This is a genomic window from Nocardia sp. NPDC049526, from assembly GCF_044465765.1.
GTDB lineage: Bacteria > Actinomycetota > Actinomycetes > Mycobacteriales > Mycobacteriaceae > Nocardia.
This window is the reverse complement of record NZ_JBITMA010000008.1, coordinates 368,396-385,756: the sequence shown is the minus strand read 5'-3', so window position 1 is coordinate 385,756 and position 17,361 is coordinate 368,396. Positions and strand designations below refer to the sequence as shown.

The window sequence follows — 17,361 nt, the reverse complement described above, 5'->3', positions numbered from 1 at the left end:
ATGACCACCGTCGAGGTTCCACACGGTTCGCGTTCGGTCGTGCTGCGGGTAGCCGCGGTCATCACCGAGACGCCGGACACCTGTTCGCTGGTCTTCGACGTCCCCGACGACCTGCGTGAGCGTTTCAGCTATCAGCCGGGCCAGTTCCTCACCCTGCGTATCCCGAGCGATCTGACCGGGTCGGTGGCCCGGTGCTATTCGCTGGCCAGCTCGCCGTACGCCGACGACAAACCCAAGGTGACCGTCAAGCGCACCGTGGGCGGCTACGGGTCGAACTGGGTGTGCGACAACGTCAAAGTGGGCGACGCGATCGAAGTGCTGCCGCCCTCCGGCGTTTTCACGCCGAAGGATCTCGATGACGATCTGCTGCTGTTCGGCGCGGGCAGCGGCATCACGCCGGTGATGTCCATCTTGAAGTCGGCGCTGGCGCGCGGCGGCGGCCGAATCGTATTGATCTACGCCAATCGCGATCACGAGTCGGTGATCTTCGCGGGCGAGCTGCGCGAATTGGCCGAGAAGCATCCGCAGCGGCTCACCGTGATCCACTGGCTCGAGCACTTGCAGGGACTGCCGACCGCCGATGGTTTGGCCGCCCTGGTCGAGCTGTACACGAGCTACCACGCCTTCATGTGCGGGCCCAAGCCGTTCATGGATCGGGTGCACGACGCACTCGCCCAGCTCGAGGTGCCGCGTTCACGCACCCACGCCGAGGTGTTCAATTCCCTTGCCGGGGATCCGTTCGCGGATCAGGCGCCGGTCGAGGTGACCGACGAGGAGGCGGCCGATGCGGCCACTGTCGAGGTCGAACTCGACGGCGAGGTGCACGAGCTGAAGTGGCCGCGCAAGCAGACCCTGGTCGACATCATGCTGTCGAAGGGTCTGGATGTGCCGTACTCCTGCCAGGAGGGCGAATGCGGTTCCTGTGCGTGCACGGTACTCGAGGGCAAGGTCGAAATGGACAATGCCGAAATCCTCGATCCGGAGGATATCGAAAACGGCTATATCCTCGGCTGCCAGGCGCATCCGGTCACTGATCACCTGCGCATCCAATTCTGAGCCCCGTGGGGGCGACCCCCCCACACCCCCGAGACTTGGACCTCCGGTTGGGCGCAATCCTTTACAGTTCGCGATAGTGGACGCGTAAGGCGGGATCGAGGCGTTCGGTCGCGTAACTCAGTGCGGTGCGGCCCATTTGCGACGCGTGCTTGTCGAGGAAGCCGGTGAGCAGTTGCTCGTCGATGCGCTTGCCGACTTCGCGCAGCATCCAGCCGAGCGCCTTCTGGATCAGGTCGCGGCGGTCGCCGAGGAGCCGTTCACCGAGTTCGAAGGTGGTCGAGGCATCGCCCGCCTTGATGAACGCGAAGGTTGTCAGCAGCGCTACCCGACGCTCCCAGAGCGAGTCCGCGCGCGCGAGTTCGAAGAGCAGGTCCCGGGGTCGGTCGAGTAGCCAAGGGCCGATGATATTTTCGGCGGAAACGTCGACCAGATCCCAGTTGTTCACCCGCCCTCGACGCACTGCGGCGAGGTAGAGCTCGACCATTGCCGCCTGCGCATTGATATCGAGCGTGCGCGGTTCGGCCGCCTCGGCGAATTCGGCGTTGAGGATGATCAGCGCGGCCAGGCGGTCCTCGTGCACGGCACTGTTCAGCAGTGTGTCGATCTCGTCGAGCGGAAGTGCCGCAAAGCGTTTCGCGATCGATCGCGTGACGGGTACGCGCACACCGAGGAAGACATCACCCTCGCCGTACTCGCCGGGCCCGGTCTTGAAGAACCGCTGCAGATGGATGGCATCGGCCGGGTCGGCGACCTCGGCCAGCGCCGCATGCACATCGGCGGCGGTCGGCAGCGGCGCGCTACTCCTGGGCACCCAGAATCCGCCCCGACTCGAAAGCCGCCGCGCTGGTGGGCAATTCACCCGGCCGACCGCTGTTCAGCACCCGCACCTCACCATTGCCGATGGTCGGCCGGCCGAGTGCCTCCATGCGCCGAATCGTCTGCGCCGCAACGGCTTGCGCACTGTCGAACAGCCGCACGCCGTCCGGGAGTGCGGCCACAATGGCATCGATGACCAGCGGATAGTGGGTGCAGCCGAGCACCACACCTTCCACATCGTCCGGCGTCTGTTCGGCCGCCCGCGCAATCGACTCACGGGCCGCGACCAGATCACCGCGATCGATCGAATCCGCCAGACCATGGCAGGCGATGCCGACCACCTTCGCATCGCCGCCGAAGCGGGCGATCAGATCGGCCTGATATCGGCTGGCCGTGGTCGCCGCGGTCGCCCACACTGCGACCGATTTGCATACCGCCGCGGCGGGTTTGATCGCGGGGACCGTGCCGATTACCGGAATATCGGGCCCGACCTCGGCGCGCACCTCGTCCAAGGCGGTGACGCTGGCCGTATTGCACGGCAGCACGAGCACTTCCGCGCCGAGGCGCACCGAGCTCTGCGCGGCGGCGACCACCCGGTCGGTCACCCACTGTTCCGGCTTGGGACCCCACGGCGCGCCATCCGGGTCCAACTGGAGTAGCAGGTCGACATCGGGCCGCAGCTTGCGCAGCCAGGCGGCCGTGGGCAGCAACCCCAGCCCGGAATCGATGAGCGCGACGATCACCCGACAACCGTATTACAACGGAATAATCGCTAGGCCTGGGTGGCCGCGAGCAGGTCCGCGATCGGCGCACCCGCCGCGATCTTCGCACGAACCTTCATCACCTGAGCGGTCGCTCCGGCGCCGACCACGCCGGTCAGATTGCCGTTCTGCGAATAGTAGGCGAGAAATTTGCGGCCGTCGTCGGAGACGATGTGGATCTCGTCATCAGCGCTCGGAGTGCCGAGCGCCTGGATCTTCACGTCGTACTGATCGCTCCAGAAGTACGGCACCCGTGCCGCGGTCGGCGGCTCCGCGCCCAGCAGCGCACACGCCAGCAGCCGCGCCTGCTCACCGGCATTGGTCCAGTGCTCGACGCGCTTGCGCTGCCCGGTCTCGTGCAGCCAGGCCGACACATCGCCCACCGCCCACACACCCTCGACCGAGGTGCGCCCCACCTCGTCCGCGAGTACGCCACCACCGGCCGACGGTTCGGCGAGTGCGATACCGGAATCGGCGAGCCATTCGGTCACCGGCCGGGAACCGACACCGATGACCACCAGATCGGCGGCCACCTCACTGCCGTCGGAGAGCCGGGCGCCGCGCACTCGGTCGTTATCGGAGAGGAAGGTGTCCAGGCCGGTTTCACAGCGCAGATCGACGCCCTCGGCACGATGCATGCGGGCGACCAGCGCACCGATCTCGGAACCGAGCACCGAGGCCAGCGGCGTCGGCTGCGGTTCGACGAGTACGACCTGAACGCCACTGGCCCGGAAGCTCGCCGCGAGTTCGCAACCGATGAATCCGGCCCCGACCACCAGGGCGGTACCCGCACCGGACAATTCGTCGCGCAGTGCGGCGGCGTCGGCATAGCCGCGCAGAACATGTACGCCCCGCAGATCGGGCAGCCCGGGCAGACGGCGTGGCCGCAGACCGGTCGCGATGATCAGCTGGTCGTAATCGAGCGTGCCGCCGTCGGCCAAGCGGACCTGGCGCGCGGTGGTATCGACGCCGACCGCCTCGGTATTCAGCCGCAGGTCGATCTGTTTCTCGTCGAAGAATTCGGCGGGGCGCAGGGTGGTGTCGTCGGTTTCACCGCGCACGAACTGTTTGGACAACGGCGGGCGATCGTAGGGCAGCCGCGACTCCTCACCGACGAGGAGCAACTCACCCTCGTACCCGGCGCGGCGCAATTCCTCCGCTGTGCGCAAACCGGCCAGACCAGCTCCGATGATCACAATCGGCCCGTCGCTGTTCATGGTTCGCTCGCTGCGCTCACTCACGCGGCCTTCCCTTCGTAGTGCCTGGCAGGCGCCGGGTCGAGTTGGCATCCGTCACCGCGGGTGACGCAGCTAACCCTAACCTTTGCTTGGGCGCGAATCGGCGTGAGGGCCGTCACTCTCGCACGACCCGACCGATCGGTGCGCAATCGTATCCATACCTATATTGATCGGGCGGTCAATCAGAGTTAGATCTGAGTAAGGAGAACAATTCAGAGCCTGAGGAGGCACCCCATGTTCACCGAAAGTCGCGCGCAGGACCTCCTGGCCGTTGTGCTGGGCGTCTTCACCGCGCTGTCACCCCTGTGGGTGACCCACAACGACAACGCCATGTGGACGCTGATCGTGCTCGGCGTACTCATCGCCCTCACCGGCCTCGCGCAGATGTACCGGGCGACCCTGACGGCCGCCGACTACGCGATGGGCCTGTTCGGCGCGTTGCTGTTCATCTCCCCGTGGGCGATGGACTACACCGACTACCGCGGCGCATCCTGGACCGCATGGGTAGTGGGCGTGGTGACGGTAGTGGTCGCGGTGGCGGCGCTGCCGACGGTGTCGGGCCGGTTGCACGACATGGCGCCGCATCACTGATGCAGATGCCGAAAGCCCGGCGAGGCGGGCGTCGTCGTAGCGCGAAAGTCGACGGCGACGCCCGTCAGCTCATTCTCGATGCCGCGGAACGACTCTTCGCGGCACAGGGATTCGACGCGACGGCGACAGCGGCCATTGCCGAGGGCGCCGGTGTCCCCAAAGGTCTGGTCTTCTATTACTTCCCCACCAAGGATTCGATCCTGTCCGCACTGATGGCCGAGCGGGTGCCCGCCCAGCCGATCGCCGATATCGGCACCGTGGTCAGACCGGGCGATCCCGCGGCCAGTCTGATCAATCTCGATGCCGCGCTCAATCTGCGTGATCACCATTCGTCGGTGCTGCGCGTGATCATGTGGCGCGAGGCCGATACCCATCCCGACGTGCGCCGGCAATTGCGCCGCCTGCGCGATCAACTGCTCGACATCACCGCCCGGGTGCTGCAGGCCAGCGCGCCCGGCCCGGTCCAGCCCGGCACGTTGCGCGCGTGTGCCGCAGCCTGGGTTTCGGCAATGTTCGCCATTGCCAGCAGCGATCGGCTGCATGCACTCGACGGGCTGCCGCTGCCGACGGCGGATGAAATCTGCAATGTCGCCCAGGTTGTCGCGGCGGGTATGACCCAGCTCGGCTGAGCACCGAAATCTGAAAGACTCGCGTTCTCAATACGAGTCCATGGCGCGTGATACAAGTTCCAATTGTGGAGATCAATCGAATCCTTCGAGATCTCACCGGTCTCGCGACGCGCGCAGTGATTGTCGGCCTGCTGGTCGGCGCTTCGATGACAGTCCTGGGCGGCAGCGAGGCCCAGGCCGCACCGATATATCCGGATCCGGACCCGGACCCCTTCTATGCGGCGCCACCAGATCTGGCGAATAAGAATCCAGGTGACGTACTCGCGACGCGGCAGTTGCCGCCTATATTGATCTTTCCCGATACCACCGTCACGCTGATCAAATTCCGTTCGACGAATTCCACCGGCCGACCGATCGCGGCGACTACCACGGTGCTGACACCCCGCTCACATCAACCCGATGGGCCGGTGCTGTCCTATCAGCACATCATCAACGGCCTCGGGACGAAGTGCGCGGTTTCCCGCGTGCTGTACACCTCCGATCCGAATCTGCAGGTCCGCGAGGCGATACTGCTCAACGCCCTGCTGCTCAGCGGATGGAGCATCGCGCTGCCCGATCACCTGGGACCGACCTTCGCCTACGGTGCGGCCCGGCTCGGCGGCCAGATCACCCTGGACGGAATTCGCGCCGTGCGCCGGGTTCCCGAACTCGCCGCCGCACGCAGCCGGATCACGATGGCCGGATATTCCGGCGGCGGTATCGCCACCGCATTCGCCGCCGCGATGGCACCGAAGTACGCACCGGAACTCGAGATCGCGGGCGCCGCGACCGGTGGCGTCCCGATGAATTTGGTGAAAATGCTGGAGGCGGTCGACTTCAATCCGCATCCGGCATTCGGACTGCTGATGGCGGCCGCAATCGGGCTGGAACGGGAATATCCGGACCGCTTTCCGATCAGCAATTATCTGAACACGCGCGGCGTGGCGGCACGCAAGGCCATCGCCAACGGCTGCACCAATGAAATCCTCACCACCGGCGCGGGACACAGCGTCCGGGATTACGCGAGCAGTACGACGATGATCGGTGATCGCAACGCCAGGGCCGTGGTCGAGGAGAACAGTCTGGAACTGTTCGACGGAATCCCGAAAATACCGATATTCGAATGGCATTCGCCCAGTGATCCGCTCATCCCGACCGATTCGATTCTCGATGTCAACCGCCGCTACTGCGCGGCCGGAGTGCCGCTACAGGCCGAACTCACCTACTCCCCCGAACACCTGAGTGCCGCCATCCTCGGTATCCCCGCGGTGCTCTCCTGGCTCGCCGCGCGCTTCCGCGGCGAACCGGCGCCGAGCAACTGCTAGTCGGCGAGAAAGGCGACGACGTCGGGAACGAACCGCTTCACGACCCCGATATGCGTGGTTTCCGGGTAGATGATCAAATGCGAGTCCGGGATTCCGTCGGCGGTGCGACGGAAGGTCTCGGTGCTATAGGCGCCGTCGCGGTCGCCGCCGAGGACGAGGGTCGGCGCGGTGATATCGCCGAGCCGACCGGCGAGATCGAAAGAATCCTCGGCACGGATGAAAGCCAGCGTGTCCGCCGGACTCTTCGGGCGCGCAAGGGGATCGGCCAACCACATGGCCGCAGCGGTGATGCGCTGCGCGATCGGCGAGGTGGAGCCGACGGCGGCCATATGGTGCAATGCGCGCTTACCCGCATAGGCCGCCTCGCCATAGGCCAGTTGTGCCGCGCGAGTGGCGTTTTCCAGGGTGTAGCCAGATGAGGCGATGATCAGTCGGCGCACCGCGGCAGGTCGATCCGCCGCGAGTTGCAGCGCCAACGATCCACCCGAGGAGACACCGAGAACATCGACAGGCGCACCGAATTCGGCCCGCAGTGCGTCCGCATGCTCGGCGGCGATATCGGCCATCGTCGTCCCCTCGGCCATACCGGGCGCGCGGTTCACCGCGTACACCCGAAAATGCGCCGCGAGCGGTGCCAACGTCTTGATTTCGGACTGTCGCATCCACCCGGTCGGATTGGCATGATCCGGAGTGAACCATCGCAGGAATACCAGCGGACGTCCGGCTCCGAGCGCGAGATACGGCATACCGTGCGCCAACGTCCCCTCGGTGACGTCGAGCGCGCCGGCCAACGCCGAACTCCTCATTGCATCCTCCGATCAACCGGTCTTTACCCCTTTTGCCCGACGTTAACCAAAGTGGCCGTGGCACGCGATGACCACCGACGTCATGGACAGGAATACCGTTCCCCGGCAAGGCCCACCGAAAACCCGTACGACGCCGCACCTTTCGATGCGGCCGAGTCCGACGAAGCCCGAAATGCCGAACGGCGCCGCCCCTTTCGGAGCGACGCCGTTCGAAAGCGATTCAGAGAATCACTTGATGATCTTCGTGACGCGACCGGCGCCGACGGTGCGGCCACCCTCGCGGATCGCGAAGCGCAGACCCTCGTCCATGGCGACCGGCTGGATCAGCTTGACGGACATCTCGGTGTTGTCACCGGGCATGACCATCTCGGTGCCCTCGGGCAGAGTCACAACGCCCGTCACGTCCGTGGTACGGAAGTAGAACTGCGGACGGTAGTTGTTGAAGAACGGGGTGTGGCGGCCACCCTCGTCCTTGGACAGGATGTAGGCCTGACCCTCGAACTCGGTGTGCGGGGTGGTGGTGCCCGGCTTCACGACGACCTGGCCACGCTCGACATCTTCGCGCTTGATACCACGAACCAGCAGACCGACGTTGTCACCGGCCTGGCCCTGGTCGAGCAGCTTGCGGAACATCTCGATACCGGTGACGGTGGTCTTGGTGCTCTTCTCGCGGATGCCGACGATCTCGACTTCCTCGTTCACGTTGATGATGCCGCGCTCGACACGACCGGTGACGACGGTGCCACGACCGGTGATCGTGAAGACGTCCTCGACCGGCATCAGGAACGGCTTGTCGGTCTCACGAACCGGGTCCGGGATGGACTCGTCGACCGCGTTCATCAGCTCGACGATCGCCTCGGTCCACTTCGGGTCGCCCTCGAGCGCCTTCAGACCGGAAACACGCACGACCGGCGCGTCCTCGTCGAACTCCTGGGCGGCCAGCAGCTCGCGGACCTCCATCTCGACGAGCTCGAGGATTTCCTCGTCGTCGACCATGTCCGACTTGTTCAGCGCGACCAGGATGTAGGGCACACCGACCTGACGGGCGAGCAGCACGTGCTCACGGGTCTGCGGCATCGGGCCGTCGGTCGCGGCGACCACGAGGATGGCACCGTCCATCTGCGCCGCACCGGTGATCATGTTCTTGATGTAGTCGGCGTGACCCGGCGCGTCGACGTGTGCGTAGTGGCGCTTCTCCGTCTGGTACTCGACGTGGGAGATGTTGATCGTGATACCACGAGCCTTCTCCTCCGGCGCCTTGTCGATCTGATCGAAGGCAAAGCTCTCGTTCAGATCCGGGTACTTGTCAGCCAGCACCTTGGTGATCGCTGCGGTCAGCGTGGTCTTGCCGTGGTCGACGTGACCGATGGTGCCGATGTTGACGTGCGGCTTCGTCCGCTCGAACTTCGCCTTCGCCACTTGGTGTCCTCCTGGACTTGTTGGTGCGTGCAGTTGCAGCAGTGCGGTTTACATATTGGGGGTCGTGCATGACTCCCGGCTGATAAGGGCAAGTCTTGCACCTGCCCCCATCGGACTTATTCGCCGGTCGCCTTGGCGATGATCTCCTTCGACACGTTGGCCGGAACCTCCGCGTACGAATCGAACACCATGGAGTAGTTCGCCCGGCCCTGGGTCTTCGACCGCAGGTCACCGATGTAACCGAACATCTCCGAGAGCGGAACCAGCGCCTTGACGACACGGGCACCACTGCGTTCCTCCATGGCCTGGATCTGGCCACGGCGGGAATTCAGGTCGCCGATCACATCGCCCATGTAATCCTCGGGCGTGATGACCTCGACCGCCATCAGCGGTTCGAGGATCACCGGACCGGCCTTACGGGCCGCTTCTTTCAGGGCCTGCGAGCCGGCGATCTTGAAGGCCATTTCCGACGAGTCGACGTCGTGGTAAGCGCCGTCGAGCAGCGTGACCTTCAGGTTCACCAGCGGGTAGCCCGCGAGCACACCGTACTGCATGGCATCCTGCGCACCCGCGTCCACCGAAGGGATGTATTCGCGGGGCACGCGGCCACCGGTGACCTTGTTCTCGAACTCGTAGGTCGCGCCGTCCTCGCCGACGAACGGCTCGACAGCGATGATGACCTTCGCGAACTGGCCGGAGCCACCCGTCTGCTTCTTGTGGGTGAACTCGAGCTTCTCGACCGGCTTGGTGATCGTCTCGCGGTAGGCCACCTGCGGCTTGCCGACGTTCGCCTCGACCTTGAACTCGCGCCGCATGCGGTCCACGAGGATGTCGAGGTGCAGCTCGCCCATGCCGCCGATGACGGTCTGGCCGGTCTCCTGGTCGAGCTTGACCGAGAAGGTCGGGTCCTCTTCGGAGAGGCGCTGGATCGCGGTGCCCAGCTTCTCCTGGTCGGACTTGGTCTTGGGCTCGATCGAGACCTCGATGACCGGGTCCGGGAAGGTCATGGACTCGAGCACGATCTGGTTCTGCGGATCGCACAGGGTGTCACCGGTGGTGGTGTCCTTCAGGCCGATGACCGCGTAGATGTGGCCCGCGACGGCCTCGGTGACCGGGTTCTCCTTGTTGGAGTGCATCTGGAACAGCTTGCCCAGACGCTCCTTCTTACCCTTGGTCGAGTTGATGACCTGGGCGCCGGAGTCGACCTTGCCCGAGTACACGCGGACGTAGGTCAGCTTGCCGAAGAAGGGATGCACGGCGATCTTGAACGCCAGCGCCGAGAACGGCTCGCTGGTGTTCGCGTCGCGGTGGATGATCTCCTCTTCCTTGCCCGGGACGTGGCCGTCGGTGCCACCATCGTCCAGCGGGGTCGGCAGGTAGTCGATCACGGCGTCGAGCATGGGCTGCACGCCCTTGTTCTTGAACGCCGAACCGCACAGGATCGGGTACAGCTCGGAGTTGACCGTCATCTTGCGGATGGCGCCCTTGATCTCCTCGATCGAGAGCTCCTCGCCGCCGAAGAACTTCTCCAGCAGCGCCTCATCCGATTCGGCGACAGTCTCGAGCAGCTCCTGGCGGTACTGCTCGGCCTTCTCCTTCAGATCGGCCGGGATCTCTTCGATCTCGTACTTCTCGCCGAGCTTGGTCTCGCCCTTCCAGACCTTGGCGTGCATCTCGACCAGGTCGACGATGCCCTCGAAGGTGTCCTCGGCGCCGATCGGCAGCTGGATCACCAACGGCTTGGCGCCGAGACGGTCCTTGATGGTCTGCACGGTGAAGTAGAAGTCCGCGCCGAGCTTGTCCATCTTGTTGACGAAGCAGATCCGAGGCACGCCGTACTTATCGGCCTGACGCCACACCTGCTCGGACTGCGGCTCGACGCCTTCCTTGCCGTCGAACACCGCAACGGCGCCGTCGAGCACGCGCAGCGACCGCTCCACCTCGACGGTGAAGTCGACGTGCCCGGGGGTGTCGATGATGTTGATCTGGTTGTCGTTCCAGAAGCATGTGGTGGCCGCGGAGGTGATGGTGATACCACGCTCCTGCTCCTGCTCCATCCAGTCCATGGTGGCGGCGCCATCGTGGACTTCACCGATCTTGTAGGTGATGCCGGTGTAGAAGAGGATGCGTTCAGTTGTGGTCGTCTTGCCCGCATCAATGTGGGCCATGATGCCGATGTTGCGGACCTTGTTCAGGTCGGTGAGCACGTCCTGTGCCACGGAAATCTTCCCCGCTCGTAGCTAGTTGGGATTTTCGGGGACGACCCTGTGGTCGTCTCTATGTCAACGCCGGAAGCGGCAGGTAAGTGCCGCTCTCCGACTGTGCCTCCCGACCCAGAAAACGACGGGCCGGGTAGACGTCACCAGCGGTAGTGCGCGAAGGCCCGGTTGGACTCGGCCATCTTGTGGGTGTCCTCACGACGCTTCACCGAAGCGCCGAGGCCGTTGCTGGCGTCGAGCAGCTCGTTGGCGAGGCGCTCGACCATGGTCTTCTCACGACGGGCGCGCGAGAAGTTCACCAGCCAGCGCAGCGCCAGGGTGTTGGCGCGGCCGGGACGAACCTCGACCGGCACCTGGTAGGTGGCGCCACCGACGCGGCGGGGCTTCACCTCGAGGGACGGCTTGACGTTGTCGAGCGCGCGCTTGAGGGTGACGACCGGATCGGTGCCGGTCTTCTCGCGCGCCTGCTCCAACGCGCCGTAGACGATGCGCTCTGCAGTGGACTTCTTGCCGTCCAGCAGGATCTTGTTGACCAGCTGAGTAACCAGCGGCGAACCGTAGACCGGGTCGTTGATCAGCGGACGCTTGGGTGCGGGGCCCTTGCGTGGCATATCAGCTCTTCTCCTTCTTGGCGCCGTAACGGCTGCGGGCCTGCTTGCGGTTCTTCACACCCTGGGTGTCGAGCGAGCCACGGATGATCTTGTAGCGGACACCCGGAAGGTCCTTCACACGACCGCCGCGAACGAGCACCATCGAGTGCTCCTGCAGGTTGTGGCCCTCACCCGGGATGTAGGCCGTGACCTCGACCGCGCTGGTCAGGCGAACACGCGCGACCTTGCGCAGCGCGGAGTTCGGCTTCTTCGGGGTGGTGGTGTACACGCGGGTGCACACGCCACGACGCTGCGGGCTCCCCTTGAGGGCCGCAGTCTTGGTCTTGGCGACCTTGTCGCGACGACCCTTGCGGACCAGCTGGTTGATGGTTGGCATAGACCGGCTTTCCTTAATTAGTTAACGCGGTGTCTGGAACTTCATGTCTGTGTTCAATTAGCAGCGCTCTCGGGACCCTCCGTGGTCACGCAAGCTACCGCCTCCGGGTCCGTCGTTCACGCTGCGGTCATCGAGCTTTCACTCGCACGTCCGGCCGCGTTTCTCGCGTCCCGAGGTCGGGCGTGTCGCACGCAAGACATATCCCGGATTCCGGGCACGCCGGAAAGGTCAGCCGCTTTCGCTGGCTTACGTTTGCGCACGAACCTGCCCGCATGCTTCCGGGCACAGCGATCCACGATACTCGTGACCGCGACACAGGGTCAAAGTGGGGTCGGTTATCACACCCTACGGGCCACTACCACCTGCAAGGCTACCGCGCCAGATTCAGCGTCAACTCGACCAATTTCTGCGCGCCCGCGCACGGATCGGGATGGCCGCCGGGATGGTAGTTGATCCACCAGCCGATGATGCCGGTATCCGCGGCGCCCGCACTCACCCCGCACGAGTCGGGATCGTTCGGACGCGTCGTCTTCAGACCGCGCCGCCCCTGCACGGTGATGTTCTCGGTGTTGTAGCCGAGCTTGTCGTTATTGGACTTCTCGTTGTTCAGCGAGCCTTCCTCGTACCAGTTCAGTGTCACCATGGCCGAGCCGCCGGGCGCGTCCTCGACATCCCACATGCACACCGCGCCGTTGAAGGACGGGGACACGACCGTCGCGTTGCCGACCGCCGCACCGATCTGGTCGAGCCCGACCACCTCGCATTCGCGCAGCAGCTTGTCGAAATTGGTATTGATCGTGGTCGTTCCGCTGCCGCCAGCCGGATGCGCCGAACCCTTGACGGTTTTACCGCAGCCGCCCGCCGACATCGCGACCGCGAGCACCACGGCGGCGACGGCCGCGACCCGCAGACCAGGACGTGAACTCATCCGCATTCCCCTCACTGCAGCCGCTGCACCGTCAACTCGGCCAGCTTGCGGGTCCGGTCACACGGATTGCCCTGCTCGGAGAACAGTCCATAGGACATCGACCACTCGAAGAAATCGTCGTCCAGCTGCACCGCGAGATCGCAGACCGAACCGCTGGGATCCAGCGCCTGGAAGCCCTTGCGGCCACCGACATCGATGGTCTCCGGTTCCCGCCCGACATTGGAGACCCAGGCCTTCTCACGATCGATCGGACTGCCCCGATAGGACGCGAAAGTGACACTCGGCGAAGCGAGTCCGGCGGATTGGAAGTTGCAGCCGACCGAATTCCGGTTGACCCGCGCGAGCTGGCTCAACCCGGCGATATCGCGCACCTCTTGATCGGTGACATGGCCGCACTCACCGACGAACGGGCCGAGCGTCGCGACCTTCGGCGGCGGGCGCAGCGGGGCGTTCGAGGAATCGGAGTCGCCGTCCGAGCCGCAGGCCGACAGCGTCAATGCCAAGGCAAGACCGGTGATGATCGCCGACGGGATCCGCATGCCGTGAACTCTACTGAAATCTTGGCGGCGCGGGCGCCGCGTGTTCGCGGCTCTATCTTTGGCCGCGCCTTCGGCGCGGCGGGTTCGCGGCCCCCTGGTGTCTCGCGTCCGAGCCGTCGAGACTCGCGCCTTCGGCGCATGCGCTTCGACGACTCGGACGCGAGACGGGCCGCGAACTCCTCGCTCGTAAGACTCGCTCCGTTGTGGCTGGTAGTGGGAATCGTTGGTCTGGTCAGAGGTTTCCGCGCGCGGCCTGTTCGCGTTCGATCGCCTGGAACAGGGCCTTGAAGTTGCCCTTGCCGAAGCCGAGTGAGCCGTGGCGTTCGATGAGTTCGAAGAAGACGGTCGGGCGGTCGGTGAGCGGTTTGGTGAAGATCTGCAGCAAGTAGCCGTCTTCGTCGCGGTCGACCAGGATGCCGCGGCGCTGCAGTTCACGCACCGGGACGCGGACATGGCCGATGCGGGCGCGTAGTTCGGGATCGGAATAGTAGCTGTCCGGCGTTTCGAGGAATTCGACGCCCTCGCGGCGCAATACATCGACGCATTCGAGGATGTCGCTGGTGGCCAGCGCGATGTGCTGCACGCCCGGACCGCGGTAGAACTCCAGGTATTCGTCGATCTGGGAACGCTTCTTTCCCATCGCGGGTTCGTTCAGCGGGAACTTCACCCGGTGATTGCCATTGGCTACCACCTTGCTCATCAGCGCCGAGTATTCGGTGGCGATATCGTCGCCGACGAATTCGGCCATATTCGTGAATCCCATGACACGGCGGTAGAACTCGACCCACTCGTCCATCATGCCGAGCTCGACATTGCCGACGACGTGGTCGATGGCCTGGAACAGCCTGGTCGGAGTGCCGGCGCGGGGTTGATATCCGGAGCGGCGGGCGACATATCCGGGCAGATACGGCCCGTAGTACTCGGAGCGGTCGATCAGCGTATGCCTGGTCTCGCCGTAGGTGGCCAGGGCGGCCGAGCGGACGGTGCCGAATTCGTCTGTGTCGTCATGTGGTTCGACCAGGACCGTCGCGCCGTGCGTGCGTGCCCATTCGATGCAGCGGTCCACATCCGGAACCTCGAGCGCGATATCGACAATGCCGTCGCCGTGCCGATCGTGATGTGCGACCAGCGGACTGTCCGGGGTGACCGCGCCGGTAACGACGAATCTGGCCGCACCGCTGCGCAGCACATAGGCCTTGTGATCGCGGTTGCCGGTCTCCGGCCCCGAGTAGGCCTCCAGCCGCATGCCGAAGGCGGATTCCAGGAAGTGCGCGGTCTGGGTCGCGTTGCCGACCACCCACACCAATGCGTCCCAGCCGATGACCGGGAACGGATCGACGCTGTCGTCGTGATCGACCAGCCCGACCAGGCGGCGCAACTCACCGTCGGTGGGCAGCGGCCCGCGCTGTCGCTGGGCATTCCGCAGATGCTCGATGGTCATGATCCAAGGAAATCGCCGCCCCATCGGATAGGCAACATCACCAATTTCGGTTAGACACTATGGCGAAATCGGCTAGCAAGTCACCCCTGATGCTGGACAATTTGAATAGCATCACAAGTGACCCGCACCACGCCGGTCGCGCCCCGAACGGAGGCCGTCATGTCGCGCACGCCCGCGAAACTGGATGAACTCGATCTCGCCATCCTCACCGCGATGCACGAGTATCAGAAGGCGGGCATTCTCGAGCTGTCCCGGCGCACCCGGGTCGCCAGGGCCACCGTCCAGTCGCGCATCGCGCGGATGGAGGAGTCGGGCGTCATCTCCTCCTATGATCCGCAAATCGATGTCACCGCAGCGGGTTTCGATGTACAGGCCTTCGTCACCTTGGAGATTGCACAGGGCGCGCTGGATACGGTAGCGGCTGAACTCGACGCGATTCCCGGTGTGCTGGAGGCATATGCGACCACCGGCTCCGGCGATGTGCTGTGCCGGATCGGCGCGGATTCACATGCCGGGCTGCAGGCGGTGTTGTTGAGCATCGACCGGACGAGTTCGGTGGTGCGCTCGCACAGTGTGATCGTGCTGTCGACCGTGGTCGGGCACCGGACGCTGCCGCTGTTGCGCACGCTCACACCGACTGGAACGACGAAAGCGCCCGCCTACCGGGACAACCCGGAGCGCTGAATCCATCTAGGCTCGTACTTCCAGTGTCACCGAGTACGAGATTTCGATGAGCGAGCCTGCCGAATCCACCACCGCAACACCCCATGCCCGCGCCACCTGGGCGGAACTATTCTTCGACCTGGTCCTCGTCTTCGCGGTCACGCAGACCGCGCATGTACTCGGCCACCACACCTCGATCGGCACGCTCGGCCATGCGCTGGTGCTGTTGGCGCCGCTGTGGTGGGGGTGGGTCGGGGTCACCATCCTGGTGAATACGGTGGAGGAGAACAACGCTCAGCGCTTGGTGCTGTTCGGTTCCGGGCTGTGCATCTTCCTGATGGCGGTGGCCGCGCCCGCCGCGCTCGACCAACCACGCGGGGCCGCAATGGTTTTCGCGGGTGCGCATCTATTGCTGCGGATCCTCTTGTTCGTCGCCGTCATCCGGACCAACGGATTCGCGACCACCATCAACCCCTTCAGCATCGGATTGGTCACCGGCATAGCGATATTCGCGACCGCGCCGCTACCTGAGCACACACGGATATGGGCCTGGACTTGCGCGCTCGTCGTGCAGTTGGCAGCACCGCTGCTGTACGCCCGGGCCTTGCGCGATCGGACGATCGGGGTCTCGCATCTGGTGGAGCGGTTCGGTCTGTTCATCATCATCGCGCTGGGCGAATCGGTGGTCGACGCGGGCGCGCAGGCCGCCGCGACCGGCCTCGATCCGGCGGTGGTGACCACATTGGTGCTGGCCTTCCTCGTCGGCGCCGGGCTGTGGTGGATCTATTTCCACCGCTCGGCGCGACTGCTCGAGCACGCCCTGGCGACGATGCCCACACCCGGGCTGATCGTGCGAGATGTGCTGAGCTATGGGCATTTGGGGCTGGTGTCCGGGTTGGTCGCGGTGGCCGTCGGGCTGGGGCATGCGGTCGCCGATCCCGTGCACACCGCGCACGGGGTAGCCGCCGCGCTGGCACCGGGTGGTGCGGCGCTATTCCTCGTCGCCCTGGTGGTGAATCGGTGGCGGATGCTCCGCAATGTGGCCACGACCCGCCTCGCCGCGGCCATCGCGTTGATCGTGGTCGCCACGGTGTCTTCGGCGCTGCCCGCCATCGCCGTGGTGGGACTCACCGCAGGTGTGCTGATCGCGACCGATATCGCCGAGCAGTTGGTGGCCGGGCCCGGTCAGCCGTTGCCTGCGGTACGGGTCGGACGTCGACCACGTTCGACGTAGTGCAGGGTGGCGACCCCGCGACACGAATCCGCCACCGCCGCAGGCAAACCCGATACCGGTCAGCGTCGGCCGAGGCGGGTGACAAGTCCGCAGACGTGCGCCTCGGCCGCCGCGCGCGCGTCCTGCGCGTGCCCGGATTCGAGGGCTTCGACGATGCGGCGATGTTCGCGCAGGGCGACGCGACGGTTGAGTTCGGAACGCCAGAGATCGCCGCGGTAGAGATGCGCTTGGGCTTCGAGCCGGGCCAGTTCGTCGGCGAGCGGGCGGTTGCCGGCCCGGTCCCGGATGAAGGTGTGGAACTCCAGGTCGAGTTCGGTATCGCGGGCGGTGTCGGCGGCGCCGCGCAGGTTCGCCTCTTGCTCGGCCAGGATCGTCGCCAGCTTCGCCAGATCGGCCTCGGTCAGTTTCGCCGCGGCCTCGGCGGCGGCCAGGCCGTCCAGTACGGCCCGCACCGCGAGCACATCGCGCACCTGGTCGTCGTCGATTGCGGCGACCCGAGCGCCCGCGTGCGGGACATTGACGGCCAGGCCCTCATAAATGAGCTGCTGAACGGCCTCGCGCACCGGACTGCGGCTGACGCCGAGCCGGGTGGCCAGCGCCGGAACGCTCAACGGCGCGCTCGGCTCCAGCTCACCCGTCAGCACCATCTGCCTGACCTGCCGGTGCACGGAGGCGCCGAGCAGCGCGGAGGCGGTCGTCGCATCCGGGTCGGTCATCGCAGTGTTTCCTT

General features: G+C 65.2%; 18 protein-coding genes. 6 read left to right on the top strand and 12 right to left on the bottom strand.

The window, feature by feature from the left end:
• Nucleotides 1-1,056: a 2Fe-2S iron-sulfur cluster-binding protein gene (locus ACIBW7_RS26420; RefSeq protein ID WP_397050674.1), complete on the top strand. Its 1,056-nt coding sequence runs from the start codon at nt 1-3 to the stop codon at nt 1,054-1,056.
• 61 nt (nt 1,057-1,117) lie between these two features.
• Here ACIBW7_RS26420 and ACIBW7_RS26415 read toward each other — a convergent pair whose 3' ends face one another.
• From ACIBW7_RS26415 to ACIBW7_RS26405, 3 genes are read right to left on the bottom strand one after another with little or no spacing between them, the layout of a single operon-like run.
• Nucleotides 1,118-1,867: a DNA alkylation repair protein gene (locus ACIBW7_RS26415; protein ID WP_397050672.1), complete on the bottom strand. Its 750-nt coding sequence runs from the start codon at nt 1,865-1,867 to the stop codon at nt 1,118-1,120.
• The gene (locus tag ACIBW7_RS26410; RefSeq protein WP_397050670.1) at nt 1,854-2,615 is read right to left on the bottom strand and encodes a glutamate racemase; all 762 of its coding nucleotides are present in this window, start codon (nt 2,613-2,615) and stop codon (nt 1,854-1,856) included. The genes ACIBW7_RS26415 and ACIBW7_RS26410 overlap by 14 nt, the downstream gene beginning before the upstream one ends.
• Before the next feature lie 29 nt (nt 2,616-2,644).
• Nucleotides 2,645-3,850: an NAD(P)/FAD-dependent oxidoreductase gene (locus tag ACIBW7_RS26405; protein ID WP_397050829.1), complete on the bottom strand. Its 1,206-nt coding sequence runs from the start codon at nt 3,848-3,850 to the stop codon at nt 2,645-2,647.
• Between the two features lie 255 nt (nt 3,851-4,105).
• On the opposite strand from ACIBW7_RS26405, the gene ACIBW7_RS26400 reads away from it, so the two are divergent.
• From ACIBW7_RS26400 to ACIBW7_RS26390, 3 genes are all read left to right on the top strand, one after another.
• The gene (locus tag ACIBW7_RS26400) at nt 4,106-4,462 is read left to right on the top strand and encodes an SPW repeat protein (RefSeq protein ID WP_397050668.1); all 357 of its coding nucleotides are present in this window, start codon (nt 4,106-4,108) and stop codon (nt 4,460-4,462) included.
• Complete coding sequence (locus tag ACIBW7_RS26395) at nt 4,462-5,091, top strand: TetR/AcrR family transcriptional regulator (protein ID WP_397050666.1); 630 nt, start codon at nt 4,462-4,464, stop codon at nt 5,089-5,091. The genes ACIBW7_RS26400 and ACIBW7_RS26395 overlap by 1 nt, the downstream gene beginning before the upstream one ends.
• Before the next feature lie 146 nt (nt 5,092-5,237).
• Complete coding sequence (locus ACIBW7_RS26390) at nt 5,238-6,395, top strand: lipase family protein (protein ID WP_397050827.1); 1,158 nt, start codon at nt 5,238-5,240, stop codon at nt 6,393-6,395.
• Here ACIBW7_RS26390 and ACIBW7_RS26385 read toward each other — a convergent pair.
• From ACIBW7_RS26385 to hppD, 8 genes are all read right to left on the bottom strand, one after another.
• A complete protein-coding gene (locus ACIBW7_RS26385; RefSeq protein ID WP_397050664.1) occupies nt 6,392-7,201 on the bottom strand; it encodes an alpha/beta fold hydrolase in 810 nt (269 codons plus the stop codon). The two genes, ACIBW7_RS26390 and ACIBW7_RS26385, sit on opposite strands and share 4 nt — an antisense overlap.
• A 228-nt stretch (nt 7,202-7,429) precedes the next feature.
• Nucleotides 7,430-8,620, bottom strand: a complete 1,191-nt coding sequence (gene tuf, locus ACIBW7_RS26380; RefSeq protein ID WP_397050662.1) for an elongation factor Tu — start codon at nt 8,618-8,620, stop codon at nt 7,430-7,432.
• Nucleotides 8,621-8,736: 116 nt separating this feature from the next.
• On the bottom strand, nt 8,737-10,839 hold the full coding sequence (fusA, locus tag ACIBW7_RS26375) for an elongation factor G (protein ID WP_397050660.1): 2,103 nt from the start codon (nt 10,837-10,839) through the stop codon (nt 8,737-8,739).
• A 140-nt stretch (nt 10,840-10,979) separates the two neighbouring features.
• The gene (rpsG, locus tag ACIBW7_RS26370) at nt 10,980-11,450 is read right to left on the bottom strand and encodes a 30S ribosomal protein S7 (protein ID WP_014353063.1); all 471 of its coding nucleotides are present in this window, start codon (nt 11,448-11,450) and stop codon (nt 10,980-10,982) included.
• Nucleotide 11,451: 1 nt separating this feature from the next.
• Nucleotides 11,452-11,826: a 30S ribosomal protein S12 gene (rpsL, locus tag ACIBW7_RS26365; RefSeq protein WP_014353064.1), complete on the bottom strand. Its 375-nt coding sequence runs from the start codon at nt 11,824-11,826 to the stop codon at nt 11,452-11,454.
• A gap of 370 nt (nt 11,827-12,196) precedes the next feature.
• Nucleotides 12,197-12,754, bottom strand: coding sequence for a DUF3558 domain-containing protein (locus ACIBW7_RS26360; RefSeq protein WP_397050658.1), 558 nt, complete (start codon nt 12,752-12,754; stop codon nt 12,197-12,199).
• Between the two features lie 11 nt (nt 12,755-12,765).
• Nucleotides 12,766-13,293 carry a DUF3558 domain-containing protein gene (locus tag ACIBW7_RS26355; protein WP_397050656.1) on the bottom strand — a complete coding sequence of 176 codons (528 nt, stop codon included), beginning with the start codon at nt 13,291-13,293 and terminating at the stop codon, nt 12,766-12,768.
• Between the two features lie 232 nt (nt 13,294-13,525).
• Entirely contained in the window at nt 13,526-14,734 is a 1,209-nt protein-coding gene (hppD, locus tag ACIBW7_RS26350; RefSeq protein ID WP_397050654.1) for a 4-hydroxyphenylpyruvate dioxygenase, read from the bottom strand.
• Nucleotides 14,735-14,893: 159 nt separating this feature from the next.
• Here hppD and ACIBW7_RS26345 point away from each other — a divergent pair, with 159 nt between their 5' ends.
• Together ACIBW7_RS26345 and ACIBW7_RS26340 are read left to right on the top strand one after the other, a co-directional pair.
• Nucleotides 14,894-15,418 (top strand): Lrp/AsnC family transcriptional regulator, encoded by a 525-nt coding sequence (locus ACIBW7_RS26345; protein ID WP_397050652.1) that lies wholly within the window; start codon nt 14,894-14,896, stop codon nt 15,416-15,418.
• A gap of 46 nt (nt 15,419-15,464) precedes the next feature.
• Complete coding sequence (locus ACIBW7_RS26340; RefSeq protein WP_397050650.1) at nt 15,465-16,631, top strand: low temperature requirement protein A; 1,167 nt, start codon at nt 15,465-15,467, stop codon at nt 16,629-16,631.
• Between the two features lie 59 nt (nt 16,632-16,690).
• Here the strand turns inward: ACIBW7_RS26340 and ACIBW7_RS26335 are convergent, their stop codons facing one another.
• The gene (locus ACIBW7_RS26335; RefSeq protein WP_397050648.1) at nt 16,691-17,347 is read right to left on the bottom strand and encodes a GntR family transcriptional regulator; all 657 of its coding nucleotides are present in this window, start codon (nt 17,345-17,347) and stop codon (nt 16,691-16,693) included.
• Nucleotides 17,348-17,361: the final 14 nt, after the last annotated feature.

What these genes read in the sequence shown, in the direction of transcription:
- ACIBW7_RS26420 (WP_397050674.1), top strand. Translation starts at nt 1, where the DNA reads ATGACCACCGTCGAGGTTCCACACGGTTCGCGTTCGGTCGTGCTGCGG.
- ACIBW7_RS26405 (WP_397050829.1), bottom strand. Translation starts at nt 3,850, where the DNA reads ATGAACAGCGACGGGCCGATTGTGATCATCGGAGCTGGTCTGGCCGGT.
- ACIBW7_RS26400 (WP_397050668.1), top strand. Translation starts at nt 4,106, where the DNA reads ATGTTCACCGAAAGTCGCGCGCAGGACCTCCTGGCCGTTGTGCTGGGC.
- ACIBW7_RS26395 (WP_397050666.1), top strand. Translation starts at nt 4,462, where the DNA reads ATGCAGATGCCGAAAGCCCGGCGAGGCGGGCGTCGTCGTAGCGCGAAA.
- ACIBW7_RS26390 (WP_397050827.1), top strand. Translation starts at nt 5,238, where the DNA reads ATGACAGTCCTGGGCGGCAGCGAGGCCCAGGCCGCACCGATATATCCG.
- ACIBW7_RS26385 (WP_397050664.1), bottom strand. Translation starts at nt 7,201, where the DNA reads ATGAGGAGTTCGGCGTTGGCCGGCGCGCTCGACGTCACCGAGGGGACG.
- rpsG (WP_014353063.1), bottom strand. Translation starts at nt 11,450, where the DNA reads ATGCCACGCAAGGGCCCCGCACCCAAGCGTCCGCTGATCAACGACCCG.
- rpsL (WP_014353064.1), bottom strand. Translation starts at nt 11,826, where the DNA reads ATGCCAACCATCAACCAGCTGGTCCGCAAGGGTCGTCGCGACAAGGTC.
- ACIBW7_RS26360 (WP_397050658.1), bottom strand. Translation starts at nt 12,754, where the DNA reads ATGAGTTCACGTCCTGGTCTGCGGGTCGCGGCCGTCGCCGCCGTGGTG.
- ACIBW7_RS26355 (WP_397050656.1), bottom strand. Translation starts at nt 13,293, where the DNA reads ATGCGGATCCCGTCGGCGATCATCACCGGTCTTGCCTTGGCATTGACG.
- hppD (WP_397050654.1), bottom strand. Translation starts at nt 14,734, where the DNA reads ATGACCATCGAGCATCTGCGGAATGCCCAGCGACAGCGCGGGCCGCTG.
- ACIBW7_RS26345 (WP_397050652.1), top strand. Translation starts at nt 14,894, where the DNA reads ATGTCGCGCACGCCCGCGAAACTGGATGAACTCGATCTCGCCATCCTC.
- ACIBW7_RS26340 (WP_397050650.1), top strand. Translation starts at nt 15,465, where the DNA reads ATGAGCGAGCCTGCCGAATCCACCACCGCAACACCCCATGCCCGCGCC.
- ACIBW7_RS26335 (WP_397050648.1), bottom strand. Translation starts at nt 17,347, where the DNA reads ATGACCGACCCGGATGCGACGACCGCCTCCGCGCTGCTCGGCGCCTCC.